Raw genomic sequence first — 25,187 nt, forward strand, 5'->3', positions numbered from 1 at the left:
TTGGCAAAAATAATATTTAATTCTAAAGTTCACTACAGTAAAAAAAGAATTTTACAATACTCTTTTAGCTTTAGCAAAATTCCTTTTATAATATTTTTGAGACATATTATTTACAGTTACTCCTCTTTTTGTAGAAGCGTGTATAAAATAAATTACCCCGTTTTTTATTGAAGTTACTAAACCTACATGACTAATCTTTCGAGGTTTTCTTGGGTTTGTTTTAAAGAATAACAAATCTCCTTTTCTAACATCTTTTAAAGAGATTTGTTTTCCTTGATTAGACATATCTTGTGATGTTCTAGGTAATGAGACACCATTATTTTTAAATGAAGTCATAATTAAACCTGAACAATCCATTCCTCTTCTTGTTACTCCTCCATATTTATAACGTGTTCCTTTATATGAATATGCTGTAGCAATTATTTTATCTACTACCTTAGAAACGTCTTTAACTCTTATTGATCTTTTATTAGTAACTACTCTTTTTTTAGATTTATAGTGTTTTGATGTACTAACGTTTTTAGATGAAGAACATCCATACACTAAAAATAAAATCAATATTATTTGGGGTATTTTTTTTATCACTGATGTACTTTTACATTAGACTTTCTATGATAGAAGTTGCTACTTTTTTTGATGCACCTTTTCCTCCTAACTTCTCTTCTAATTCGAAATAATCTAGAAAGAGTGTTTTCCTCTTATCTTCATTTAGTAACAATTGTAATTCTTGCTCTAAATTAGTTTCATTAAACTCATTTTGAATTAATTCTTTAACCACTTCTTTATCCATAATTAAATTCACTAAAGAAATATAATTTAAAGTTATAATTCTCTTTGCTATTTGATATGATAACCAACTTCCTTTATAACAAACAACTTGTGGAACTTTAAACAAAGCAGTTTCTAAAGTAGCTGTGCCAGAAGTAACTAAAGCTGCATAAGAAATACTTAATAAATCATATGTTTTATTATTTACAAACTTTACCTTTTTATCTTTCAAAAAAGAATCATAAAATTCCTTTGATTGACTTGGAGCCCCAGCTACAACAAATTGATAATTTGGAAACCTATCAACCATAAGTAGCATGGTATTTAACATCTTTGTAATTTCTTGTTTTCGACTACCAGGTAATAAGGCTATTATCTCTTTATCTCCTAAATCATATTTTTTTCTAAAATCATCTTCATAAACCTGTTCTCTTCCAGCTACACCATCTATTAAAGGATGCCCTACAAATTCAACATTGTAATTATATTTTTTGTAAAAATCTTTTTCAAAAGGAAGTATAACGAACATTTGATCTACATCTCTTTTTATTGATTTTACTCGTCCTGCTCTACTAGCCCAGACCTGAGGAGAGATATAGTAACTAGTTTTGTACCCATTCTCTTTGGCCCATTTAGCTACTGGCAAATTAAATCCTGAATTATCTATAAAAATGACAACATCTGGTTGAAACTCTTTAATATCTTTTTTACAAAACTTAATAAAACCAAGTGCCTTTCTTAAATTCAAAATTACTTCAATAAAGCCCATTATTGCTCTATCTTTATAATGAACAACTAACTCTCCACCAACTGCTTTCATTAAATCACCTCCCCAAAAACGTATATCTGCTTCTTTATCATTTTTAAATAGTTCTTTCATTAAATTAGAACCATGTAAATCTCCAGAAGCTTCGCCTGCAACAATATAATATTTCATAATACTATATAAACTTTAATATGAAAGTAAATATGGCTGTACAAATTGTAGCCAATAACACTCCTTTAGCTCTTAAATCTTGTTTCTTTTTTAAATAAATAAAAAAAACGAACAAGTTAGGTAAGGCTGCCAAAGCTATCACTGGTCCAAATACTCCTCCTTGTTGTAACATTTCTATAGTCTCTGAAAAACCAAAACGAGAAACATATTGTACATAAATGAAGAATCCACAAAATGTAGCGAAAATTGAGACTAAAAATCCAATTATAACATCTTTATTTATAAATCCCATGAATGTAATTTTTGAATAGCATGATGTGCTGTCATGTCAAATTGAACTGGTACAACAGATATAAACCCATTTTCCAAAGCCCAAATATCAGTATCTTGACCTTTATCGTTATTTATAAACTCACCAGACAACCAATAATATTCTTTACCTGTAGGACTTTTACGTTTATCAAAATCTTCCTTCCAATAACCATTTGCTTGTCTACAAACTTTTATACCTTTAATTTCATCCTTTTTTAACTTCGGAATATTAACATTTAACACAACCCCATCAGGTAAACCATTTAACAAAACATTTAGTGCTATTTTCTTTATAAACTCTTTTGATGAACGAAAATCAGCATGCCAGCTATAATCTAATAATGAAAAACCAATTGCGGGAATTCCTTCTATACCAGCTTCGACAGCTGCACTCATTGTACCTGAATAAATTACACTTATTGATGAATTTGAACCATGATTAATTCCTGAAACGCATAAATCTGGTTTTCGATTTAATATCTTATTCTTTGCCATTTTAACACAATCAGCAGGAGTTCCTGAACAACTATATTCTATCTGTGGACCATCATCAATTGAAGTTGGATTACAATGCAATACGTTATTTACTGTAATTGCGTGTCCCATTCCACTTTGTGGACTATCTGGTGCAACTACAATCACTTCACCAATTTCATTCATTATATCTATAAGCATTCTAAGACCAGGAGCTGTAATTCCATCATCATTAGTCACTAAAATCAAAGGTTTCTCTTGCATTGTTTTTTATTTATTAATAACAAATATACATTAAAAATTAGCTATTCTTTTTAACATTTCGTAAAGATAATTATGTCGAATTAATGCCTAAACTTGTAAAACATTAAGTGGTTATGTTTTATGTTAAGGTTTATTCTTTTATTACTTCTGTATTTTATCTCATTACTATTTTTTAGTATAAAAGCTCAAAACTTGAATACAAAACCTTGCACAGATACAGCTTACTATCAATTTGATTTTTGGATTGGTAACTGGGACGTTTTTAATTCTGAAGGAAAATTAATTGGAGAAAATCATATAAAATCTATGCCTAACGCTTGTGCTATTCAAGAAAATTGGACTTCTTCTAATGGAAACTCATTAGGAACAAGTTATAGTTATTATGATATTTCAGATAAAAAGTGGCATCAATTATGGATAGACAATAAAGGTTTTGTTCTTAAAACCAATGGAAGTTATAAGAATAATGAAATGATTTTAACGAGTGAAATTGTTCAAAATAAAAAGCAACCATACTATAACAAAATCATTTGGAAAAAAAACAATGATGGATCTGTTACTCAAATATGGCAATATTTGAGTCCTGATCACAAATTAATTAAAGAAGCCTTTAAAGGCATATACAAAAGAAAAAAGAGCTAGTAAAATTGGCATTATTTTAGTAGCTTAGCAAATACCAGTAATTTTAAAATTATTTAAACGACTGAAGATATATGAAGATGAAAGTACTTATCCCATTATTCGTTGCACTTTTAATTAGTAGCACCACATATGGAAATCCTATTTCTAAAAAGAACGATCCTGAAAAAGACAAACTCATAATTTATGTATTAAAAAACCTACTTACTAGAGGTCATTATGTCCAAAAAGATTTAAATGATAATTTTTCTGAACATGTATATAATGAGTTTATTACTAGTTTAGATCCTAGTAAACGTTATTTTACACAAGAAGATTTAAGAGAATTTTCTCAATATAAATATGAAATAGATGATCAATTAAGAAAATCTGATATTCGTTTTTATAAACTTGTTTACGGTCGATTTTTAGAAAAAATTAAAACTGCTAAAACAACTTACAAGGCTTTACTTGAGCAACCTTTCGACTACAATAAAAATGAAGATATTGATGTTGATTATGATAAGGTACCTTTTGCTAAAGATGAAGCTGGTTTATTAGATCATTGGCGCAAACAATTAAAACTTCAAGTGATTAGTAAAATTGATGATCTTGAAGACTTGCAGAAAGACAAAATCAAAAAAGATAAAAATTACAAGAAAAAATCTTTTAAAACTCTTGAGATAGAAGCTCGTAAAGAAGTTTTAAAGAATATGGATGATTTATATCTTAGAATTGAGGAATTAGAAAATTCTGACTGGTATTCAACATTTTTAAATAGCGTAGTAGGTGGTTTTGATCCACATACAACATATATGTCTCCTAGAATCAAATCTAGATTCGATCAAGATATGTCTGGAAAACTTGAAGGTATTGGTGCACGTTTACAACGCGAAGGTATGTACACTAAAATTGTAGAATTAATTTCTGGTGGACCAGCATGGAAACAAGGAGATTTAGAACCAGGTGATATTATTTTAGAAGTAGCTCAAGGAGATGGAGAGCCTCTTGATATTACAGGAATGCGTTTAGATGATGCAATCACCTTCATAAAAGGAAAAAAAGGAACAGAAGTTCGATTAACTGTAAAGAAAAAGTTAGATGGATCTACAAAAGTTATTCCTATAATTAGAGATATTGTTGAATTGGAAGAAACTTTTGTTAAATCTAGTATTGTAGAAAAGAACGGAAAAAAATATGGTATTATTAATCTTCCGAAATTCTACATTGATTTTAATGACACTAAGCAAAGAAACGCTGCTAGTGATATGAAACTTGAAATTGAACGTTTAAAGAAAGAAAATGTAGCCGGATTAATTATCGATTTAAGAAACAATGGTGGTGGTTCTTTAAAAACAGTAATCGACATTGGTGGTTTATTTATAGAAAAAGGACCTATTGTACAAGTTAAATATAGAGGTGAACCAGCTAATATTAAAAATGATACTGATAGTAGTGTTGAATGGGATGGTCCATTAGTAGTAATGGTCAATGAAATGTCGGCTTCGGCTTCTGAAATTTTTGCTGCCGCTATGCAAGATTATGGACGTGGTGTTATTATGGGAGGTAAACAAACTTATGGCAAAGGAACTGTTCAAAACTTACTACCTCTAAATTATTATGTGAAAAAATATCCAGGAGATTTAGGAGCATTAAAAATGACAATTCAAAAGTTCTATAGAATTAATGGTGGATCTACTCAAATAGAAGGAGTATATTCTGATATTGCTATGCCTGATCGTTATAGTTACATGGAGTTTGGTGAACGTGATTTAGATGGAGCTTTACCTTGGGACAGTGTAAAACCGGCTAATTACACAAAAACTGATACTTATAGTAATTTTGGCGAAGTTGTAAGTGCTAGTAAAGAAAGAATTAATAGCAATTCCAAATTCATATCAATTAATGAGTACGCTAAATGGTTAAAGAAAAACCAAGATGACAACACATTCTCTTTAAACTACAGTACATACAAAAAAGAGTCTGAAGAACGTGTAAAAGAAGCCAAGCAATTTAAAGATATTTTTAAATTTAAATCTGACCTGACTTTCTCTTCTCCTAAGTATGAAATTCCTTTATTTAAAAAAGATACTGTTTTAAAAGACAAAAGAATAGCTTGGCATAAAAATCTTAAAAAAGATATTTATTTAGATGAAGCTTTAAACGTATTGAGTCAATTAAAAATGAAAAACAACTACGAGTTAGTTAAAAAATAAAATTAAAAACCGATCTTAAAGGATCGGTTTTTTTTTATATTAAAATACTTTTTTTAAGATTTAAACTACACAGCAACAGATATACTTACTACCAACCCTTCATTTGCTCTTACATTAAAAACTGTATTGTCTTCGAAAATAAAATATTGCCCCTTAATCCCTACCAATTTTCCTGAATAACTTCCTTCTTTTATAATATTTAAACTCTTTGGCTTTTCAGGATATTTCTCTACAGGAAAATTAATTATAGTTTCTTTATTATTTTCAATAAAATATTCTTGTACTTCATCTGGAATAAAAGCTCGTAAACGTTCTTGCCATTTCATTAAATCTTCATCTTCTATATCATTCTTCAACATTTTACGCCAATTCGTTTTATCAGCTACATGTTCTTTCAGCGCTACTTCAGTAATACCTGCTAAATAACGATTTGGTACTTCAACAATTTCAATGGCTTCGTGCGCACCTTGATCTATCCAACGTGTTGGAACTTGCGTTTTTCTAGTCACTCCTACTTTTACATTACTAGAATTAGCTAAATACACAATATGAGGTTGTAATTGAACTTTCTTTTCATATTCTAAATCCCTATCTTCTTCTCCTAAATGCGCTTTACTTAATTCAGGTCGCATAATCCAATCTCCGGCATTTGGTGTTTCAAAAAAACATGATTTACAAAATCCTTGACGATAAATTTGTTTTTCTAATCTGCAAGATAAACACTCGTACGTTTCAAACTTCAATGTAACAGTTTTATTAAGTAATTGATTTACATTTATAAAATCAGAATTCATATCTAAATAATACTGTACTTTATCTAGGTTTTCTGTATCCATTTTTTTTAAAACGCCCTTGTATTGCATGTTGTAAAATTTACTATTTTTAGCCAAGAACAAACTTACAAATTCGAACTCAAAAATGCCGTTCCAGTTTATAAATTCTATTATCACTTGGTTTTTAAAAAAAAGAAAACATCAAATGGAACTCTTTATAAAGTATCCAACTGATGTTCAGCGAGAACTATTATTCGATTTAATTACTATTGCCAAATACACTGAGTTCGGAAAGACTCATAAATTTTCTAAAATAAAAAATTATACAGATTTTGTAAACTCAGTTCCTATTCAAAAATATGAAACTATAGAACCTTTAATTGAACGTTGTAGAAAAGGTGAACAAAATTTATTCTGGCCAACAAAAATTAAATGGTTTGCCAAATCGAGCGGTACAACTAATGCTAAAAGTAAGTTTATTCCTGTTAGTAATGAAGCCTTAGAAGAATGTCATTTCAATGCTGGAAAAGACATGTTGGGCCTGTATATTAATAACAATGAAGAAACACAATTATTCACAGGAAAAGGGCTTAGATTAGGTGGAAGCTCTGCTATTTATGAAGATAACGATACTTATTTTGGTGATTTATCTGCTATAATTATTGAGAATATGCCGTTTTGGGCTGATTATAGTTCTGCTCCTAAGCAAGAAGTTGCTTTAATGAGTGAATGGGAAACTAAAATGGAAGCAATTATCGATGAAACTATACAAGAGAACATTACAAGTTTAGCTGGAGTTCCTTCTTGGATGTTAGTATTGTTAAATAAAGTTTTAGAAAAAACGGGGAAAGATAATATTTTAGAAGTTTGGCCTAACCTAGAAGTTTATTTTCACGGTGGTGTAAACTTCAATCCATACCGAGAGCAATTCAAAAAATTAATTCCTAAAAAAAGTTTTCGATATTACGAAACTTACAATGCTTCTGAAGGCTTCTTTGCTATTCAAGATCGAAATAATTCTGATGAACTTTTGTTAATGTTAGATTATGGAATTTTTTATGAGTTCATTCCTATGAGTGAATATGACGATGAAAATTCAAAAGCTATTCCTCTTTCAGACGTTAAAAAAGATGTAAACTATGCTGTTGTAATTACTACAAATGGCGGACTTTGGAGGTATTTAATTGGTGATACAGTTAAATTTACCTCTACTGATCCTTATCGAATTAAAATCACAGGTAGAACCAAACATCATATTAATGTTTTTGGAGAAGAATTAATTATTGAAAACGCAGAAGAAGCATTAAAATCAGCATGTGAAAAAACAAATTCAAGCATAAAAGATTACACCGTTGCTCCTATTTACATGAATGGAAATAAAAATGGAGGACACGAATGGATTATTGAGTTTGAAAAACAACCTCAAGATTTACATTTTTTTACTGAAATTCTAGACAATGCTTTAAAAAATTGTAATTCAGATTACGAAGCAAAACGATACAATAACATGACTTTGAATATGCCTAAAGTTCACCAAGCTCGTACAGGTTTGTTTTACGATTGGCTAAAAACAAAAGGTAAGTTAGGTGGACAACATAAAGTTCCTAGATTATCTAATAAACGTGATTTTATAGAAGAATTAAATGAATTGCTATAACTATGGAAGAGTTTCTTAAAAATGCTGAATTCTTATTACAACACGGAGAAATCACTGATGCTTTACAGAAAATTGCAGTTTATAAAGAGTTTAAAAAAGGGGAGTTAATTCATCCTGCAAATAGTATTTGTAAGCACTTTTACATTCTGATATCAGGAATTGGTCGTGTATTTTATTTTAGAGACGGAAAAGACATTACTGTTCATATTGCTTCTGAACAAGAAAGTATCACTGCGATAGATAGTTTTATTCAACGTAAAAAAAGCAAATACAACATTGAAGCGATTGAAGACATTTCTTGCTTTATGGTGGCCAGAGAAGATTTAGAAGAACTTTCCGCTAAAAGTCATAAGTTAGAGCATTTAGGTCGCTTGTTTTTAGAAAAACTATACATAAATCTTGCAGAACGTTTAGATAGTTTATTATTACATACTTCTCAAGAAAGACATGACGATTTATTTGCCAAAAAACCAGAACTATTTAATAGAGTTCCGGCCAAACATTTGGCTTCTTTTTTAGGCATGACTCCAGAAACTTTTAGTAGAATTAGAGGGAAATAATTATGAAACTGTATTAACGTAACATCATGGGATTATTTAAAAAATTATTCGGTAAAAAAGAAACAACTGAAACTCCAAAACTAGAAACTGAAAATACACATAAAAAAAATGGTATAAGTTTTACTGATTTACTTCATGAGAATGCTGGTTTATCTTTCGAAAAGCAAATTATTTTTAATGAAATTACTGGTGGTTCTTCTTGGAACATCAACTTAAATGAAGGTAAATTATTTTTTGGTGAACTTAGCTTTCCTATTCAAGTAATTGGTTCACTTTCTTTTAATGATTATTCTTGGATGTGGGGCTGGGCTAATACTAAAAGTGGAATTCCAGAAAATTTATTAGTAAAAGCTAATGAATTAAAAAGCTTCGGAGAAAAGCATCAAATAGAAGAATTTACCGATGGTCATTTTTATGTTGAAGAAGGTTTTGAACACAAAATGGGAATGATTGCTGTCGGTCTTTTAAATGCTGACGCCTATTTCTGTGCGAATTACGGACAAGGAACAATGGTTATTGCTATAAACTCTGAGACAATACCTAAAATTGAATTTGATCAATTAGAAAAAATACCAACTACTTTTCCTCAACTTATTGGAGCTATAGAATTAGATCATAAAGCTAGTTTCATTAGCTATATGGAAAGTAGAAAGTTAGATATTTCATCAGAAAACAATACAATTATAGCTTCTAGAAATGGAAAAAAAATTATTGCAAGTTTTGATGATCTATCAAGATTAAAAAATCTACAAGCAGAACTATAAATTGAATTTACAGTTATGAGAATTATATTTTGTGATGCTGTTTTCGATTCTAAAACTATAGAACCAGATTATGAAGAAGAGAAAAATATAGCTGTAGATTTAGGCTTTAATTTTTCTTTAATTAGCTATGAGGCTTTAGTAGAAAATGAATTAAATACAGCGTTAAAATTCGTTCCAAACCAAGAGAAAATAGAAACAGCTTTCTACAGAGGTTGGATGATAACTCCACAACAATATGAAAATCTGTATGAAGGACTTTTAAAGAAAAATATAAAACTTATTAATGATCCAGAATCTTATAAACATTGTCATTACCTTCCGAATTCATATGACATTATAAAAACGAAAACTCCAAAATCTAATTGGACGACAGATCTCACTGATGTATCTATTTTAAAACTAGCACAAGATTTTGATAAATCACCAATTATTGTAAAAGATTATGTAAAATCTGAAAAACATCATTGGGAAGATGCTTGTTTTATTCCTAATGCTTCCGATTCAAACAACGTTAAAACTATTGTACATAATTTTATAAAACTGCGAGGAAATACTTTGAATGAAGGTATCGTATTTAGAGCTTTTAAAGAATTAGAGTTTTTAACTGAACATTCTAAAAGTGGAATGCCTTTAACAAAAGAGTTTCGAATTTTCTTCGGAAATAAAAAGATGATTCAAGTTTTTAATTATTGGGATGAAGGCGATTATGGAACTTCAGAAATTGATTTTAATGAATTTAAAAAATTAGCTCTAAAGATTAAAAGTAATTTTTTTACTATGGATATAGCACAAAAGAAAACTGGTGAATGGATTATCATGGAATTGGGTGACGGACAAGTAGCAGGTTTACCAGAGAATGCAAATAAAAAAGAGTTTTATTCTGCTTTAAAAATGAACTTTAAAACGTAATTATTCTTCAACAGGATAAATTAATTTAGCTTCCCTTAAAGTTATTTTGTTGTCTTTAATTTCTGATTTATCTATTACAAAAATTGTGCAACTTTTTGCTAACATGTCAAATACCTTGTCTAAACCAAAAGTATTAATATAGTCTCTATCAATAATAAAATTATTTCTCAAAAAACTTTTATGTATGGTAAAAACCTTGCTTTTATTAGTATTGTTAAACATATCATCAAATGAAAAAAACGCAGGACAGTTTAAAGTAAAGTCTTTTATTTTAGTATTTCTGAATGAATAATTAAACAAAGGGTTTTTAAACACTTCTTTCTTTTCATTTTTTAACAACGAATATGATTTAGTTGTTTCCACAGATTCTTCAAAAAGTACAAATAATGTATTTTTATCTGCTTCTTTGTAATCGAAAGAGGATTTACAACAACTTAATAAAATACAAACCAGTATTATGAAAATATTTTTACCCATCTAATTACATTCTTTATCGAAAATATTATTTGTTATTCTATATAATACTTCCATTTCACTTTGTATTTTTTATCAAAAAGTTTTCATTCTCTACAAGTTCAATATCAGAAAATACTTTATAAGGATATAATAGATTATTATAATCAACCTTTTCTTTAAGCTCTTAAAAATTATCAAATTTAATTTTACTAAAATCTTCTTTATTTAACATACTTAAACCTTTCTCTTCTCCTTTAAAAATAAACAGTTGCCTTTTTAATATAAAAATGTATCTCATTTTTACTTTTCACTTCTTTTCTGAATTTTAGTTCGCTTGCTGTTTTTCCATTACCTACTTCTTTTACAAAATACTCTTTGGAATTACCTTCAAATAAGATATACTTGGTTTGTGCTAAACTTATATTAACTTATTAATACAAAAAACAAAAAAACTGTCTCATACTTTAATTATATCATCCTAAATAATACCTCTAGTTAACTTAAAATTTGCTAATCTTCTACCCAAGCTCCAATCCAATAAACATCATAATATTTAACTATTTTCGTATCAGAAATTTTCTCTACAATATTTATCTTTTCAAATACATGATGTTTAAATTCTCTTCCTTTGTTGTACTTGTTTTTTATGTATTCTAAACTTTTAATATTTAGCTCATTCAAGTTTTTGATATCACATGTGTCTATTTTTGAATTTCTATTAAAAGAAAATCTCTCATCACAGATATTAAAAAGTATTCTCTTTTTTTCTTTCTTCTTTTCAAATTTGTTTGCTAAATATTTTCCTTTAGGATTTTTATAGGTAGATTCTCCTTCTATGGCACACTTTTTTTTATCATTTTTATCAAAAAAAAGAAAAACACTCTCCTTTTCCTCTTGCGAAAATATTATTATCGACTTTAAAAAAATAAATAACAAAATGGCATTCTTCTTCATAGACAGTTTTGAAATAAAAATATAATTATCAGCTTAAAATATAGTACGGGTAAACCACACTTTTGGTGTGGGGTGCCCGTACTTTTTATAAAATTTAATCTCAGTATTTGAAAAAGAGTAACAACTAAAAAAAAGCGTAGTCTTTATATCAAAGACTACCAAATGAAAAATAAATTCATTCTTACTCTACTAATTAGTGTTTTATTATATCCCAGTATTGGACATACATGTAGTATGTATAAAATAACTAAAAACGGAAAAACATTTGTTGGTAATAACGAAGATTTTCTAAGTCCGAATAATCAGTTTTGGTTTGAGAACGCTGGAGATAAAAAGTTTGGCGTAATGTACATGGGTAGAATCAATAATTTTGCTCAAGGCGCTATAAATGAAGCTGGTTTAGTATTTGATGGCTTTGCAAATTCAGAATTACCTATTACAAATACCGAAGGAAAAACTAAACTATCAATTGTTAAAGCCATTAGAAATATCATGCAAACTATGGCCAATGTTGAAGAAGTTAAAGAATACTTAGAAACTATCGATTTAAGCTTTCTTTCTAGCAGTATGTTAGTTTTTGTAGATCAATCTGGAACATATTTAATTGTTGAAGGCGAATTATTAATTATAGGAGATGATGAAGAAAAATCATTTTCAAACTTTTACTACTCTCAAATAAAGTCTGTTGAAGAAGTTGATATTCCTAGGTTTCAGAAAGGTTTAGAATTTTTAAAAACAACAGAAGCTAAAGCCAATTTAGATTATTGTAGTCAGGTTATGAATCATATGAAAACTGAAAGTTCGGAAGTTACTGCCACACAGTTTTCGACAATTTATGATTTAACTTCACTTAAAATTAGAGTTTATTTATACACTGATTTTAGTGAATATGTAGAAATAGATTTGAAAAAGGAATTAAAAAAAGGAAATCATAAAACAATGATGATTGACTTATTTAAGAAGAATAAAGAATCGATAGCTTATAAACATTATACCAAATATAATGATGCTAAAAATCCTGTTTTATTCCTTCAAGAAAAAATGAATCCTGAACAGTATTCTGAAGAAGAATTAAAAAACAAGGGATTAAATTGGGGAATAAACGTTATAGGGTATGAATGGTTAAAAGACAAAAAAGATCCAGAAACAGCTATTAAAATTTTTAACTATGGGATTTCATTAATGCCTAATGACTTTGATCTTTATGATAGCTTAGGAGAAGCTTATTTTGATAAAAAAGATTGGAATAATTCCATAAAAAATTACGCGAAATCGTTAAGCTTAAATCCGAATAATGATAATGCGATTAAAAAAATTATAGAATGCAAAACACAAAGAGATCAGCTAAATAAGAATCGCTAAAATAACTTGAACAATATTTATTGGAACATAAAAAGACCTGTGAAATTTTATAACATCACAGGTCTTTCAATATTTTGGTTTTATAGTTGTATTACTTTTCGAACTCTACCTCGACATTTAAGTAATCTGGATTTTCACTTAAATCTGCAACACTTACATTAAATTCTATTCCTTTAAAACTTGATAAAATTCTAACGTCTTCGTTACTTACACTCTTTATTTTATGAGGGAAAATATACCTAACCTTAAACTTTATTAAACTTGCAAAAGGATTATCATCACCAGAATTTTTCTTTATCTCTTTTGAAGCCTCTTCAGATAATTTAGAAACGAATTTTTTATCCGAATACTCAATATTTAGCATATCAGTAATTGCTGGAAATTTTTCATCTTCTTTTTCTTCTACCTCATCTTCCTTTTCTTTCTTCGCTTTTCCTTTGCTTCCCATTTTAACAAACTTATCAAGGTCTGCTAATCTCATTTTTTTTCCAACAGATTTTAAATCTTCTAAATCATCAAAATCATAATCGATTCTAACAATAGCTTTATTAATCGCTGTATCTGCATCAATAGTAATTTTTAAATCTTCTAATTCTTTTAATTTCTTCTGTTCATCTGCAGGAAGTTTTGCTATACTATCCTTTTTCTCTAACAAAATTTTAGAAAAGTCGATAACAGTATCTTTTAATTCATTTTCCTTCTTTTTTTTGTTACTCTGCATTCCAGCTGTCATTTCTATCATAGCAGACATATCCATAATCATACTATATTTTCCACCTCCATCTTTATTGAATTTTGTTTCCCATTCAACTTCACAACTCGTTAAAAACATTAGAGTTAAGGCAATTAATAGTAAATAAGCAATTCTTTTCATAATTTAAATTTGAGTTAATTGAGCTCAAAACTAATACATTAAATTGTTTTGACACATCATAACTTTAAATTAATTTCTTGATAATTGTCAAGATGTTCTTCATTTACGATATATAACTTTACTATAGTTTATAAACACGACATTAAAAGTTTCATAACTATGACAGTTGCTCAAAAATTAGATCGATTTTATACTGAAAATAATTTAGCAGAAAAAGGTGGTGAAAATGAAGATTTTTTCTCACTTCAATTCAAATATTTCTCTTTAAAATTACCTAATTCAGATTTTAGAAAAAAAGTTATTTATATACACGATATTCAACATGTTTTATTTGATTGTGATACGACATGGAAAGGTGAAGCTTATATTGCTGGCTGGGAAATTGCTACTGGAATGTGGAAACACTTTCCTATTGGAATTATGAGTATTTGGGCAATGGGGTTTAGTTTTTTAATCCATCCAAAAGAAGTTATTAAAGGCTATAAAAAAGGATTAAAATATCATGGCTTGATTGATCAAAATATCTCTAAAGAAAGTATTATGAATTTATCTCTTGATGAAGTAAACGAATTGCTTTTGAAAAATAATCCATCAAATTTCAGTAAAACAAAGCTGATAATTTGGTTAACTATCGCTTTGCTTTTCTTTTTTGGACCTTTTATGTTACTTATTGCTTTAAGTACAATCTATTTTCCTTATTAATATTCTCTTTTATGATCGGTTTCTGTACAGTACCATTTATCTTGTTTGAAAATTTTCATTTTATAAGAACCTGTTCCTTCTTGGAAACCTTGCGCTATATGCAAAAGAATAGTATTGTCTTCTACTTTGATTTCAGATATTCGTTCACCCATACCTTCATCATGAACAAATACTTTTGCAACCAACTTATCCCCTACTTTTTCAGGTTTATGATACAGTACTTCGTACCTATTTCCAGTTTTTAAAAAAACATTACTATAATCATCACAGCTTGTAAGTCCATCTTCGTCTGAAGCTCCAATTGTGTAATTTTCACCCAATACTAAAGCAACTTTTTTATTCTCGGAAAGTTCAATTTCTTCAGTTGAAGATATTGAGATGATATTTTCGCCAAATAAAATAAAATGTTCTCTTGCTAAAATGACCTCTACATAATTTGCCCATTCACAATACTTTTGATTCGACTGTAAAGGACGTTTATATTTTGTTTTTTTAATCACATAAACTTCACTTATACCATCTAAAGTAATATCGCTTGTATGTTTTAATTTTTGATTAAAAACCTTGTATGTTCCAGGAAGGATTAACCCTTTTTTTCGATTCTTTTCGAATACAACTGGTGCAACTTTTATCAATTTTTGTCGATCTAATTCATGTATTTCTTTTAAATAACCATCAAATACAAAAGCTTTCTTTTCAGAATATTCATCCAATGCAACTTCAACCCATTCACCTTCTACTTCTTTTCCTTGATCATAAATTGTCTTTTTCAACCCTGTTTTTCCAATCACATGAACTTCTTTTCCGTAAGGAAACTTTCCTAATACTTTTCCATCTGGTTTATCTCTATATATAAGTCCGCTTTCTGCTGAAGTATATTTATAATAACTTTCTTGCTCTACTTTATGAGAATTATTAACATCATAATGATCTGAACTTATAACTTCACCGTAAATTAATTTCTCATTAGTTAAAGAAATAATACTTTCTTGTTTTAAAGACTCATCAATTATACCTAATTCATTAGGTTTAACTTGACTTGCATATATTTTTGGGGTTGCTTCAAATTGAATATTTTTTATTGCATTTTTTTCTGGAAACACACAGTAATCTTTCTTTATTTTATCTTTTAAAATAAGTTGTTTTCCATCATTTTTATAATACATGATAATAGATCTCTTAAAAGAATTATCTGTTGCACTAAAAAAACTTAGAAACGCAACACCATCTAATAGATCATCTTCATTGAAATCGAAAATTAATACTTCCTTTTTTTTAATGACTAATTCACCTCTAGATAAAAATTTTGAATCGAATTCTTTTTCAATTTCTTTATTTACTCTCTCTTTAAGTTTAGTTGTAATATCTGTATTAAGACTTAAATTCACATTAGCATTAGCTTCTTTAGTTTTACAGCTTACAGCTAAAATCATGAAAATGATCACTAATGTAGTTTTCCAAAATAATTTCATCAGTATAATTTTAATTCAAATGTAATTGAACTGACTACAAATTCTTTTAAAAAATGTATATCTGCTTTCTTTACATCAATTTTTGTAGTTATAACTCAAAAAAAAGCATTTTATTCTTTTGTTTTAATTTCTATAGGTAATTCGTACTGAGTAGTAACAGGAATTCCTCGTTTTGTTGCTGGAAGTAAATTTGGCATTTGAGTTATTATAGAATCTAATATTTGAGGTAATTCAGGTAATTTTTCTTCGATAACTTCTGAAATATAAATATCACTGATTTCCATCTTACCTGTATTTCCAATCACCAAAACGACAGTAATCGTTTCATTTATTTCATCGTGAGTAGATATATTAAATGATTGTAATGCTTTGGTAAACTTTTGTCTGATATTAGCTCGAAAACAGTTTGTTTTATCACTATCTAAAAGTCTTTCACATTCTTTAAAAGCCGGAGAAACATCAACGGTAGAAAAATCGACAATAGTATCGTTTAAAACACCATCATTTTTTTTACCACCAGATATGTATTCACAAGAAATACAACACAACATGATCGCAAAAAAAATAATGGTTCTAAAAATCACTCGTTAAGAATTTTAGAGTGAAAATAGGAAAAAATAGCTATTCTATTTCTTCTCCTTTTAAGAAATACTCTTTTTTTATCTCTTTTAATCTACTTTTTATATAATTATCTGCGATCGTATCTTTTCCTGCAAATCTTTCTTGATATCTTTTGTAGAGTTTATAGCCTATCTTTTTGTCTTTATAATACAAATCAGATTGTTTGGCTAACCCAAAAAGTGCTTTATAATTTTTGTGATTTTCATTCACAGCATTTTTATAAGCGTCTAATACTTTTTTCGGCATTTTCATTTCTGTAAAAACATTAGCTAACCCCATATAAGCTCTATCTCTCTTTCTTTTTCCTCTACTAGTACCACTTATATAATGAAACATTGCTTGTCTTGTATCTTTTTTAATCATGGCAATATCTCCAAGGTAAATTGAACTTTTAAAATCTTCATCATCTAAATTACTTGCTAATTTGAAATGCTTTTCTGCTTCATCGTAATTTTCAAGATTAAAATAACATCTTCCCAACATAATATGAGTATATCGTTCTTTAGGTTGAACACTATCGATATGATTTAATAAAGCTATACTTTTATCATACTTTTTCTTAGCAAATAATCGATTAATTTTAAGTCGATTTAAATCGATATGATTGGGTCTTAATTTCAATCCTTTGTTCACAAAAAGCATTGCTGAGTCTCTATCTTTTATTGTTGTAAAACCTTTAGCTAATTTTTCTATTGATTTAAAATGCGAATTATCTAATTTATATGCCATTAAATAATTATCTATTCGTTTAAAAATTTTCTTATACTCGGGCGTAGTTAATGCCAATTGGTAGTAATAATTAGGATTTTCACCATCTTTTTCAATTAAATCTTCGAAAATAGTTTTGGCTTTTTCATACTTTCTTAATTGTATGTATCTTTTTCCTAAAGTATATTTTGCTATCAAATTCTCAGGATCTTTTTCACAAATTTCCTCATAAAGAGTTACGACTTCTTTTATTCTTTTTTCCTTTAAAAGCGATTTTCCTAACTTAACTTTAATCTTATAATCTTCTTTTATTGCTAAGGCTTTTTTGTAATGTAATATCGCCTTATTGTAATCATCTAAAACATCAAATAGTTTAGCCATTCTAGTTTCTTTTTCAAATGACGATGGTAAACTTTTTAGTTTTTGTAATGCAATTTTATATCTACCTAATTCTATTAAATTATCTATTGTTTCAAAAGCTGAAGTCTGTGCTTCAGCTTTTGTAAATAGCATAACAATTAAAACAATTAAAACTCTCTTTTTCATGTACTTTAATAAATTTATAATGTGAAACACCTTATTATTCTTTTGCTAACCAACTGATTAAATTCAACAATAATTTATAATTTTCTGATGCCTCTAGTGAATTCATTCCTACTTTAAAACGATTTCTTCCTGCAAGTTGAGCGGTGAACATTGCGGCTTCTCCAAAAACAGCAATTCTACCCTTTCCTACGTTCATAACAGCTCCTTGTGATAGTTCTTTTGCCGGAAAACGTTTGGTATTTTTATTGAATCTCCACATTGTATCTGGTAAAAAAACAGTTTGCTTTTCAGTAGTTTTTAAAATTGAAATTGCTTTATTTGGAATTTTAAATGCTTGACCAGTAAAAGTTCTTATAGACTTTACTTTTTTAAATTTCCCTGTTCCATTAGTTAAATCGTGATCTGCTAACATCTTATTTTCTTTATTAAAATCGAAAATACCTCTCATATCTTCATCCAATAAGAAACTATCATAAAAATGAAACCCGAATGTTTTACCTAATTCTTCACTTGCTCCAGCAAAAGGCATGTGATCTGCAATTAAAAACAAAGCTCCTCCTTTTTTAACCCAATCTTTAATCGTATTTATTTCCTCTTTGCTAAAAGCGCTTGGTGTTGGAATTACAAACGGACCTCTTGCATTTTCATGCAATGCATTTGAAATAACTAACAATTTGATATTTGCCAATGACTTTTTAGAAAACTTCTCTGTAAAGGATTCTACTTTATATCCTGATTTTCTTAAAACATTAGCAAAAGGATAAAATCGATTACTTATTGTATGAAAATTATTATGAGCTGCATCTACATACACAATTGTATTTTTCTTTTCTTTAGTTATGTTTGGCACATATAAGCTATCTGGAATTTGTTGTGAATTAATATAAAAACTACATAAAAAACACAGTAAAAATTTCCCCAATTTCATCTTATTGAATATTAAATGTAATTGGTAAAACATAACCTACATTTACAGTTTCATTATCTTTCATTCCTGGTTTCATTTGTGGAAGATTTTTTGCTAACTGTTCTGCATGAGATTTTAAATCTGGATGTGGAGCTCTTACTTTAATATCTTCTATAATACCAGTTTTTGAAATTTTAAATTTCACAAAAATTCTTTGTCTTCCTTTTTTTAAATTTAAATTATCGGCTAGTGAAACATCAAAATTTTCTTTCACATATGAGATCATACTTTTTGTAAAACAATCTTTATCCCCATTTGAACAACCAGGAAAAGTAGGATAAACATCTAACTCAGCCATAGGAACTAAATCTCCTTGTTTTCTTTCATACTTTCCTAATTCTGATTTTTTAATAAAAAGTGAAAGTGCTACTACTTTTCTATGGTTTAATCCTTCGAAAATTTTTAGTTTTATAGTGCTATTATCTTTAAATTTTTCTGTCATTGCTAAAAACTCTTCTTTTTCTTCCTCTATCAATTCTTCTATTGAATATTCTTTTGTATTAGGTAATTTATCACCCATATAAAAATCCATATAACTTAGTCGATCTGTTTCTACAGGTTCTTTATCTAAACTTGTAAATATTTTCTGAGTCTCTAAAACTGGTGTAATAGATATACTTTCTTTTTCTGAACAAGCAGTATAAAACAACATACTTATTAAAACAGGTATTAAAACTAAATACTTTAATTGCTTACTTTGTTTTGATCTACTTTTTGTCATCATAACTATTCTCTTTTTTATTAATGAATTTTTATAAAATTGATTGACAAACGACATCTCTTGTACCTGAAAAACTTCAGATAATAAATTATTGATATAGTTGCCTTGATTTGCAGTTTTACTTACAATTTCATCTGACAGAAACTCATGAACTAATGTGATTCTTTTTTGATAAATTCTTACTATAGGATTAAACCACATTACGATTTTTAAAATTTCGAAAAAGAGTAAATCCAAAGAATGCTTTTGATTGATATGCACCAACTCATGTGCTATGATTTTTTCTCTTTTTTCATCAGAAATTTTTTCTCCTAAGAATATAAAATTGAAAAACGAAAATGCTTTTGTAGTCTTAGGTATTAAAACCAAACTGTAACCTTCTTTTTTTATAACATTATTTTTATAAACTAAGTTGATCAGCTGTACTATTTTGATTAAAAAAATAGTGAGAAACAACAGTAATCCTCCCCAAAAAACAAAATCTAAATAATCGATAGATTGATACCATTCTTGTTTTTCTATTACACTCTCTGGCGATAGAATTATTTCTGGTAACAAGATTAAATATTCTTTTGTAATAGTTTCTTTAACTGTTGTTATTTTGATTAATGGTAACAAAAAAGATAAAATCATCGTACCAATTAAATACCATCGATTTTTAGTAAAAAATGTTTCTTTACTAAAAGCAAAATCATATATAACTAAAAATAAAGCTTGAAATAAAACTACTTGAATGATGTATGTAAGCATGATTACTGTTTTTTATTCTTATCTACCTCTTTTAAAATACTCTCTAATTCTTTAAGATCCATTTTATTTTCTTTCATAAAAAATGAAACTAAACTCTTAAATGACCCTCCAAAATACCCATTCATTAATTTATGTATACTCTGGTTACTATAGTCTTCTTTTTTAACAAGCGGATAATAAACATAACCTCTTCCTTTAGCTTTGTGGCCTACAAATTCTTTTGTTTCTAAAATTCTTATAATTGTAGAAACCGTATTATAAGCTGGTTTTGGTTCTGTTAATTGTTCAATAACTTCTTTAACAGAAGCAACTTCTAATTCCCACAAAACTTGCATTATTTGTTCTTCTGCTTTAGTTAATTGTTTACTCATAATTCTTATATTTTATCTTGCCACATTGTGCAAAGTGATTTGCTCTTTTTATGTTTATTGATAACTCATTTATATGGTTACTAAGTAATGTTATATAGGCCGATTTTGTTTCATCACTTATTTTTTCATTTTTTACATTAACTAAAATGTGATTTACTTTACCTTTTTTATTAAAATAAATTTTGTTGAATATCGTAATCAACGAATCTTTTATTCCCCACGAAAAATTATTCTCTTGTAAAATTGAACTCACTTTTGTGTGATACTCTTTCCATGAATTTATTACAGCTATATATTCTTCTTCAGTTGTGTTATTAGGATTCAATAAATTCTTATAGGATTTATCTAATTCTTGATTTTTAAATTTTTCAAAGTTTATTTTATCATGTACTCCTACCACTCTGTTTAAATCGTTACCACAAGCAATAAAAAGAACTATTCCACTTAATAAAAACACAACTCGCTTCATATCAATTTTTTATTTGACCCCTACAAATATAACTAAAAAATTAGTTTAAACTAATTTTTTAGTTATATAGTAACATTTCATTAATAATGTCGTCATATACAATGATGGATATTTTATTAACTTTTTTAGGATTCATTTTTATTTGTTTAGGAATAATTGGTTCCTTTTTACCAGTACTACCAGGTCCTGTAACAGGTTGGGTCGGATTATTACTTTTACATTTAACTAAAGCGATTCCTCAAAACTGGACATTTCTTGGTATCACATTATTTGTAGCATTAGCTATCTTTATTTTAGATTATTTTATACCTGCATTAGGTACTAAAAAATTTGGTGGATCTAAATACGGTGCCTACGGAACAACAATAGGATTAATTGTAGGCTTACTATCTCCTATTCCTTTCGGAATTTTAATCGGAGCTTTTAGTGGAGCATTTCTAGGTGAAGTAGTTTTTGATGGAAAAGACACTAATAAAGCTCTAAAAGCATCATTCGGTGCATTTTTAGGTTTCTTAGCTTCAACAGGAATTAAATTTATAGCTGCATCAATTTTCTTTGTCTTGTTTTTTGTGAAACTTTGGGAATATAAAGCTGCTATTTTTACATTTTAGTACAAATAAAAAAAGCAACCCGTTTCAGGGAAGCTTTCCATTGGTTAACAAAACCTTGGCAATTTCTTGCCGAACAACACAACTAAACGCTGCTTTAAAATAAAACAGCCTGCAAATATAAATACTTTCAAACTATATATCAAAACTTTTTTTAAAAAAATTTCAAATCACAAAAAACTAAATTGTTTAATACTACAATTGATTGTATCTTTGCGCCTTTAATTTCAATTATATAAAACGAATATCAATGCAATTATCAGAACAAGAAATTGTACGTAGAGAAAAGCTAACTAAATTACGTGAGTTAGGTATTAATCCATATCCAGCAGATCTATTTCCATTAGATTCTAATTCAAAGGAAATTAAAGAGAAATTTGAAGAAGGAAAAAAGGTTGTTATCGCTGGACGTTTAATGTCTCGTCGTATTCAAGGAAAAGCTTCTTTTGCTGAATTGCAAGATAGTAACGGAAGAATTCAAGTATATTTTAACCGTGACGAAATTTGTACTGGAGAAGACAAAACTTTATATAATGAAGTTTATAAAAAGTTATTAGATATTGGTGACTTTGTAGGAATTGAAGGAGAGTTATTTAAAACTCAAGTAGGTGAAACTACTGTAATGGTTAAAGATTTTAAATTATTAAGTAAAGCTTTAAAACCTTTGCCGTTACCTAAAGTTGATGCTGAAGGAAATACTTACGACGGATTTACAGATCCAGAAATGCGTTATCGTCAACGTTATGCTGATTTAGCTGTTAATCCACATGTAAAAGAAGTATTTGTAAAAAGAACTAAACTTTTTAATGCTATGCGTCAGTTTTTTAATGATGCTGGTTATTTTGAAGTAGAAACTCCAATTTTACAACCAATTCCAGGTGGAGCAGCTGCAAGACCATTTATTACACACCATAATTCTTTAGACATTCCTCTATACATGAGAATTGCTAACGAATTATATTTAAAGAGATTAATTGTTGGTGGTTTTGATGGTGTTTACGAATTTTCAAAGAACTTCCGTAACGAAGGAATGGATAGAACTCACAATCCTGAATTTACTGCAATGGAAATTTATGTAGCGTATAAAGACTACAACTGGATGATGGAGTTTACTGAAAAATTATTAGAGCATTGTGCTATTGCTGTAAACGGAACTACGAAAGCTACTTTTGGAGAACATGAAGTAGATTTTAAAGCTCCTTATGCACGTGTTACTATGGCAGATTCTATCAAACACTTTACTGGTTTTGATATTAACGGCAAGTCTGAAAAAGAATTATTCGAAGCTGCTAAAGGAATGGGTATTGAGGTTGATAAAACCATGGGGAAAGGAAAATTAATTGATGAAATTTTTGGTGAAAAATGTGAAGGAAATTACATTCAACCTACTTTCATTACAGATTATCCTAAAGAAATGTCACCTCTTTGTAAAGAACACAGAGATAATCCTGAATTAACTGAGCGTTTCGAATTAATGGTTTGTGGTAAAGAAATTGCAAATGCATATTCTGAATTAAATGACCCTATCGATCAACGTGAACGTTTTGAAGATCAATTAAAACTATCTGAAAAAGGAGATGATGAAGCTATGTTTATTGATCAAGATTTTATCCGTGCATTAGAGTATGGTATGCCTCCTACTTCTGGGCTAGGTATTGGAATGGATCGTTTAATCATGTATTTAACAAACAATCCTTCTATTCAAGAAGTATTATTTTTCCCACAAATGAAACCGGAGAAAAAAGCTCCAACAGTTCAGTTAAATGATGATGAAAAAGCCGTTCTTGCTATTCTACAAAAAGCAGAAAAAATAGCTTTAAACGATCTTAAATCTGAATCTGGTTTAAGCAATAAGAAATGGGATAAAACAATAAAAGGATTAACTAAAAATAATCTGGCAAAAGTTGAAAAAACTGAAGAAGGTTTATTTGTAAATTTAGCCTAATTTTTAAATCACAAATATTCAAAAAAGGAATAGTTCTCACAAAGGGCTATTCCTTTTTATTTAAACATAAATGTTAATTTTATGTAATTTTTACCTTTGGTATTTTAAAAAAACATTAAGATATTGAAAATTAAAATCTAACAAAAAAAAACTTATATATTTGCCGCCCCAACCCCTAAATTTAGATTATTTTGAAAACAAAATTTTCGGCTCTTTTATTATTTTTTTCATCATTTTTTTATGCTCAACAATCACAAACTTGTGATACCCCAGAAAACGAACCTGCTTTAGATTTAAATAGTATCACTAAATGTACTATTGAAAAGAGTAATGATAAAAAGAAAAACAAAAAAGTATCTTTTCAAGTAACATCAAGAAGAAGAATTAGAAGAAAAAAAGATTTGGTAAAAGGTGTTAATAATAATTTTTCTAAAAAAATTTCAGAAGTAAAAAAGAAAACGCAAATTGTTAATAGTCTAACTCTTGAAGGAACTAACGTTTCAAATGCTATTTCTTTTTTTAATGTTGATGAAATCCCTTTATTTGAATCATGTGAAGATGTAGCAATAATGAAACAAAATAAATGTTTTAAAAGCAAAATCACAGAACATATTAAAAACAACTTTCAGTACCCAAATAGCTCTTACAACAAAGGAATTCAAGGAAGAGTTTTAGTTAATTTTGTTATTGACAAAGAAGGAAACTCAAAAATTACCAATACTTTATTCCCTTATAAAGGCGAAGAACTAAGAGACGAAGCTAACAGAATCGTTAATAAACTACCTAAATTTATCCCCGGAAAACAAAGTGGAGTAAAAGTAAACGTACAATATACTTTAAAAATAATGTTTGATATACCTGGAGTAAAAAAAACAAACATTAGAAAGAAAGTTAATACAATAGACCTTGATGAAGTTTACACTTTTGATGAACTAGAAAGAACTCCAACTTTTAAAGAGTGTTTTTCAAACTTCGATGATTCTTTTGATTGTTTTGCCAATGAATTAAAAAAACATGTTATAAAAAACTTTGCATATCCTGTAGATGCTTTAGATAATAATATTGAAGGAATAGTATACGTTTCTTTTATTATAAATTCTGAAGGAGATGTTGTTAATATAAAAGCAAAAGGACCAAAAGACGGTGAAGTTTTAGAGATTGCAGCAAAAAAACTTGTTGAAAAATTACCTAAATTAAAAGCAGGTTACAGAGACTATAAAAGAGTAAATACAAAATATCAATTCCCTATAGAATTTTCTTTAGAAGATGAATAAATAAAATTGTAAAAAATATAAAAAGGGCAATCAAAGTAATTTGGTTGCTCTTTTTTTAAAAAATATATTAATAGTATTCATTTAATAAGTAAACATTTTTTCATCATCAGGTCATAATAGTTCGAAAAGAAGTTT

At 28.2% G+C, this 25,187-nt stretch carries 26 protein-coding genes; 11 read left to right on the plus strand and 15 right to left on the minus strand.

Annotated elements, in window-relative coordinates; all coding sequences use genetic code 11:
- Positions 1-51 precede the first annotated feature (51 nt).
- The 4 genes from ACSIGC_RS06365 to surE are packed head-to-tail and all read right to left on the minus strand — an operon-like array spanning position 52 to position 2,755.
- Positions 52-558: a C40 family peptidase gene (locus tag ACSIGC_RS06365; RefSeq protein ID WP_442267301.1), complete on the minus strand. Its 507-nt coding sequence runs from the start codon at positions 556-558 to the stop codon at positions 52-54.
- A 37-nt stretch (positions 559-595) separates the two neighbouring features.
- Positions 596-1,705 carry a lipid-A-disaccharide synthase gene (gene lpxB / locus ACSIGC_RS06370; protein ID WP_442267302.1) on the minus strand — a complete coding sequence of 370 codons (1,110 nt, stop codon included), beginning with the start codon at positions 1,703-1,705 and terminating at the stop codon, positions 596-598.
- A 4-nt stretch (positions 1,706-1,709) separates the two neighbouring features.
- Positions 1,710-1,997: a hypothetical protein gene (locus ACSIGC_RS06375; protein WP_442267303.1), complete on the minus strand. Its 288-nt coding sequence runs from the start codon at positions 1,995-1,997 to the stop codon at positions 1,710-1,712.
- The gene (gene surE / locus ACSIGC_RS06380) at positions 1,985-2,755 is read right to left on the minus strand and encodes a 5'/3'-nucleotidase SurE (protein ID WP_442267304.1); all 771 of its coding nucleotides are present in this window, start codon (positions 2,753-2,755) and stop codon (positions 1,985-1,987) included. Before surE ends, ACSIGC_RS06375 begins: the two co-directional genes overlap by 13 nt.
- Positions 2,756-2,947: 192 nt before the next feature.
- On the opposite strand from surE, the gene ACSIGC_RS06385 reads away from it, so the two are divergent.
- Positions 2,948-3,397 (plus strand): hypothetical protein, encoded by a 450-nt coding sequence (locus ACSIGC_RS06385; RefSeq protein ID WP_442267305.1) that lies wholly within the window; start codon positions 2,948-2,950, stop codon positions 3,395-3,397.
- A gap of 71 nt (positions 3,398-3,468) precedes the next feature.
- The gene (locus ACSIGC_RS06390; protein ID WP_442267306.1) at positions 3,469-5,589 is read left to right on the plus strand and encodes a carboxy terminal-processing peptidase; all 2,121 of its coding nucleotides are present in this window, start codon (positions 3,469-3,471) and stop codon (positions 5,587-5,589) included.
- 65 nt (positions 5,590-5,654) lie between these two features.
- On the opposite strand, the gene ACSIGC_RS06395 is transcribed toward ACSIGC_RS06390, so the two are convergent.
- Positions 5,655-6,452, minus strand: coding sequence for a DUF2797 domain-containing protein (locus ACSIGC_RS06395; RefSeq protein ID WP_442267307.1), 798 nt, complete (start codon positions 6,450-6,452; stop codon positions 5,655-5,657).
- Between the two features lie 55 nt (positions 6,453-6,507).
- Here ACSIGC_RS06395 and ACSIGC_RS06400 point away from each other — a divergent pair, with 55 nt between their 5' ends.
- From ACSIGC_RS06400 to ACSIGC_RS06415, 4 genes are read left to right on the plus strand one after another with little or no spacing between them, the layout of a single operon-like run.
- The gene (locus ACSIGC_RS06400) at positions 6,508-8,019 is read left to right on the plus strand and encodes a GH3 auxin-responsive promoter family protein (RefSeq protein ID WP_442267308.1); all 1,512 of its coding nucleotides are present in this window, start codon (positions 6,508-6,510) and stop codon (positions 8,017-8,019) included.
- A 2-nt stretch (positions 8,020-8,021) separates the two neighbouring features.
- On the plus strand, positions 8,022-8,579 hold the full coding sequence (locus ACSIGC_RS06405; RefSeq protein WP_442267309.1) for a Crp/Fnr family transcriptional regulator: 558 nt from the start codon (positions 8,022-8,024) through the stop codon (positions 8,577-8,579).
- Between the two features lie 26 nt (positions 8,580-8,605).
- The gene (locus ACSIGC_RS06410; RefSeq protein ID WP_442267310.1) at positions 8,606-9,343 is read left to right on the plus strand and encodes a DUF6882 domain-containing protein; all 738 of its coding nucleotides are present in this window, start codon (positions 8,606-8,608) and stop codon (positions 9,341-9,343) included.
- Between the two features lie 15 nt (positions 9,344-9,358).
- Positions 9,359-10,252 (plus strand): ATP-grasp domain-containing protein, encoded by an 894-nt coding sequence (locus ACSIGC_RS06415; protein ID WP_442267311.1) that lies wholly within the window; start codon positions 9,359-9,361, stop codon positions 10,250-10,252.
- Here ACSIGC_RS06415 and ACSIGC_RS06420 read toward each other — a convergent pair whose 3' ends face one another.
- Together ACSIGC_RS06420 and ACSIGC_RS06425 are read right to left on the minus strand one after the other, a co-directional pair.
- Complete coding sequence (locus tag ACSIGC_RS06420) at positions 10,253-10,729, minus strand: hypothetical protein (protein WP_442267312.1); 477 nt, start codon at positions 10,727-10,729, stop codon at positions 10,253-10,255.
- Positions 10,730-11,218: 489 nt separating this feature from the next.
- The gene (locus ACSIGC_RS06425) at positions 11,219-11,662 is read right to left on the minus strand and encodes a hypothetical protein (protein WP_442267313.1); all 444 of its coding nucleotides are present in this window, start codon (positions 11,660-11,662) and stop codon (positions 11,219-11,221) included.
- 162 nt (positions 11,663-11,824) lie between these two features.
- Here ACSIGC_RS06425 and ACSIGC_RS06430 point away from each other — a divergent pair, with 162 nt between their 5' ends.
- Positions 11,825-13,024 carry a hypothetical protein gene (locus tag ACSIGC_RS06430; protein ID WP_442267314.1) on the plus strand — a complete coding sequence of 400 codons (1,200 nt, stop codon included), beginning with the start codon at positions 11,825-11,827 and terminating at the stop codon, positions 13,022-13,024.
- Between the two features lie 91 nt (positions 13,025-13,115).
- Here ACSIGC_RS06430 and ACSIGC_RS06435 read toward each other — a convergent pair whose 3' ends face one another.
- The gene (locus ACSIGC_RS06435) at positions 13,116-13,898 is read right to left on the minus strand and encodes a hypothetical protein (protein ID WP_442267315.1); all 783 of its coding nucleotides are present in this window, start codon (positions 13,896-13,898) and stop codon (positions 13,116-13,118) included.
- A gap of 159 nt (positions 13,899-14,057) precedes the next feature.
- Between ACSIGC_RS06435 and ACSIGC_RS06440 the strand changes: the two genes are divergently transcribed.
- The gene (locus tag ACSIGC_RS06440; RefSeq protein WP_442267316.1) at positions 14,058-14,600 is read left to right on the plus strand and encodes a hypothetical protein; all 543 of its coding nucleotides are present in this window, start codon (positions 14,058-14,060) and stop codon (positions 14,598-14,600) included.
- Here ACSIGC_RS06440 and ACSIGC_RS06445 read toward each other — a convergent pair.
- From ACSIGC_RS06445 to ACSIGC_RS06475, 7 genes are all read right to left on the minus strand, one after another.
- Positions 14,597-16,072 carry an SH3 domain-containing protein gene (locus ACSIGC_RS06445; protein ID WP_442267317.1) on the minus strand — a complete coding sequence of 492 codons (1,476 nt, stop codon included), beginning with the start codon at positions 16,070-16,072 and terminating at the stop codon, positions 14,597-14,599. The genes ACSIGC_RS06440 and ACSIGC_RS06445 overlap by 4 nt on opposite strands.
- A gap of 110 nt (positions 16,073-16,182) precedes the next feature.
- Positions 16,183-16,656, minus strand: a complete 474-nt coding sequence (locus tag ACSIGC_RS06450; protein WP_442267318.1) for a hypothetical protein — start codon at positions 16,654-16,656, stop codon at positions 16,183-16,185.
- Between the two features lie 37 nt (positions 16,657-16,693).
- Positions 16,694-17,947 (minus strand): tetratricopeptide repeat protein, encoded by a 1,254-nt coding sequence (locus ACSIGC_RS06455; RefSeq protein ID WP_442267319.1) that lies wholly within the window; start codon positions 17,945-17,947, stop codon positions 16,694-16,696.
- Between the two features lie 34 nt (positions 17,948-17,981).
- A complete protein-coding gene (locus ACSIGC_RS06460; RefSeq protein WP_442267320.1) occupies positions 17,982-18,869 on the minus strand; it encodes a hypothetical protein in 888 nt (295 codons plus the stop codon).
- Positions 18,870-18,876: 7 nt separating this feature from the next.
- Entirely contained in the window at positions 18,877-20,385 is a 1,509-nt protein-coding gene (locus ACSIGC_RS06465; protein WP_442267321.1) for a M56 family metallopeptidase, read from the minus strand.
- 2 nt (positions 20,386-20,387) lie between these two features.
- Positions 20,388-20,756 carry a BlaI/MecI/CopY family transcriptional regulator gene (locus ACSIGC_RS06470; RefSeq protein WP_442267322.1) on the minus strand — a complete coding sequence of 123 codons (369 nt, stop codon included), beginning with the start codon at positions 20,754-20,756 and terminating at the stop codon, positions 20,388-20,390.
- Positions 20,749-21,225, minus strand: a complete 477-nt coding sequence (locus tag ACSIGC_RS06475) for a hypothetical protein (protein ID WP_442267323.1) — start codon at positions 21,223-21,225, stop codon at positions 20,749-20,751. The genes ACSIGC_RS06470 and ACSIGC_RS06475 overlap by 8 nt, the downstream gene beginning before the upstream one ends.
- Positions 21,226-21,329: 104 nt before the next feature.
- Here ACSIGC_RS06475 and ACSIGC_RS06480 point away from each other — a divergent pair, with 104 nt between their 5' ends.
- The 3 genes from ACSIGC_RS06480 (at position 21,330) to ACSIGC_RS06490 (ending at position 25,052) form a co-directional block, all read left to right on the plus strand.
- On the plus strand, positions 21,330-21,836 hold the full coding sequence (locus ACSIGC_RS06480) for a DUF456 domain-containing protein (RefSeq protein ID WP_442267748.1): 507 nt from the start codon (positions 21,330-21,332) through the stop codon (positions 21,834-21,836).
- A gap of 247 nt (positions 21,837-22,083) precedes the next feature.
- On the plus strand, positions 22,084-23,778 hold the full coding sequence (lysS, locus tag ACSIGC_RS06485) for a lysine--tRNA ligase (RefSeq protein WP_442267324.1): 1,695 nt from the start codon (positions 22,084-22,086) through the stop codon (positions 23,776-23,778).
- A gap of 191 nt (positions 23,779-23,969) precedes the next feature.
- Positions 23,970-25,052, plus strand: coding sequence for an energy transducer TonB (locus tag ACSIGC_RS06490; protein WP_442267325.1), 1,083 nt, complete (start codon positions 23,970-23,972; stop codon positions 25,050-25,052).
- The last annotated feature ends 135 nt before the right edge of the window (positions 25,053-25,187 follow it).

The organism is Tenacibaculum aquaeponti, assembly GCF_052084715.1.
Lineage (GTDB): Bacteria > Bacteroidota > Bacteroidia > Flavobacteriales > Flavobacteriaceae > Polaribacter.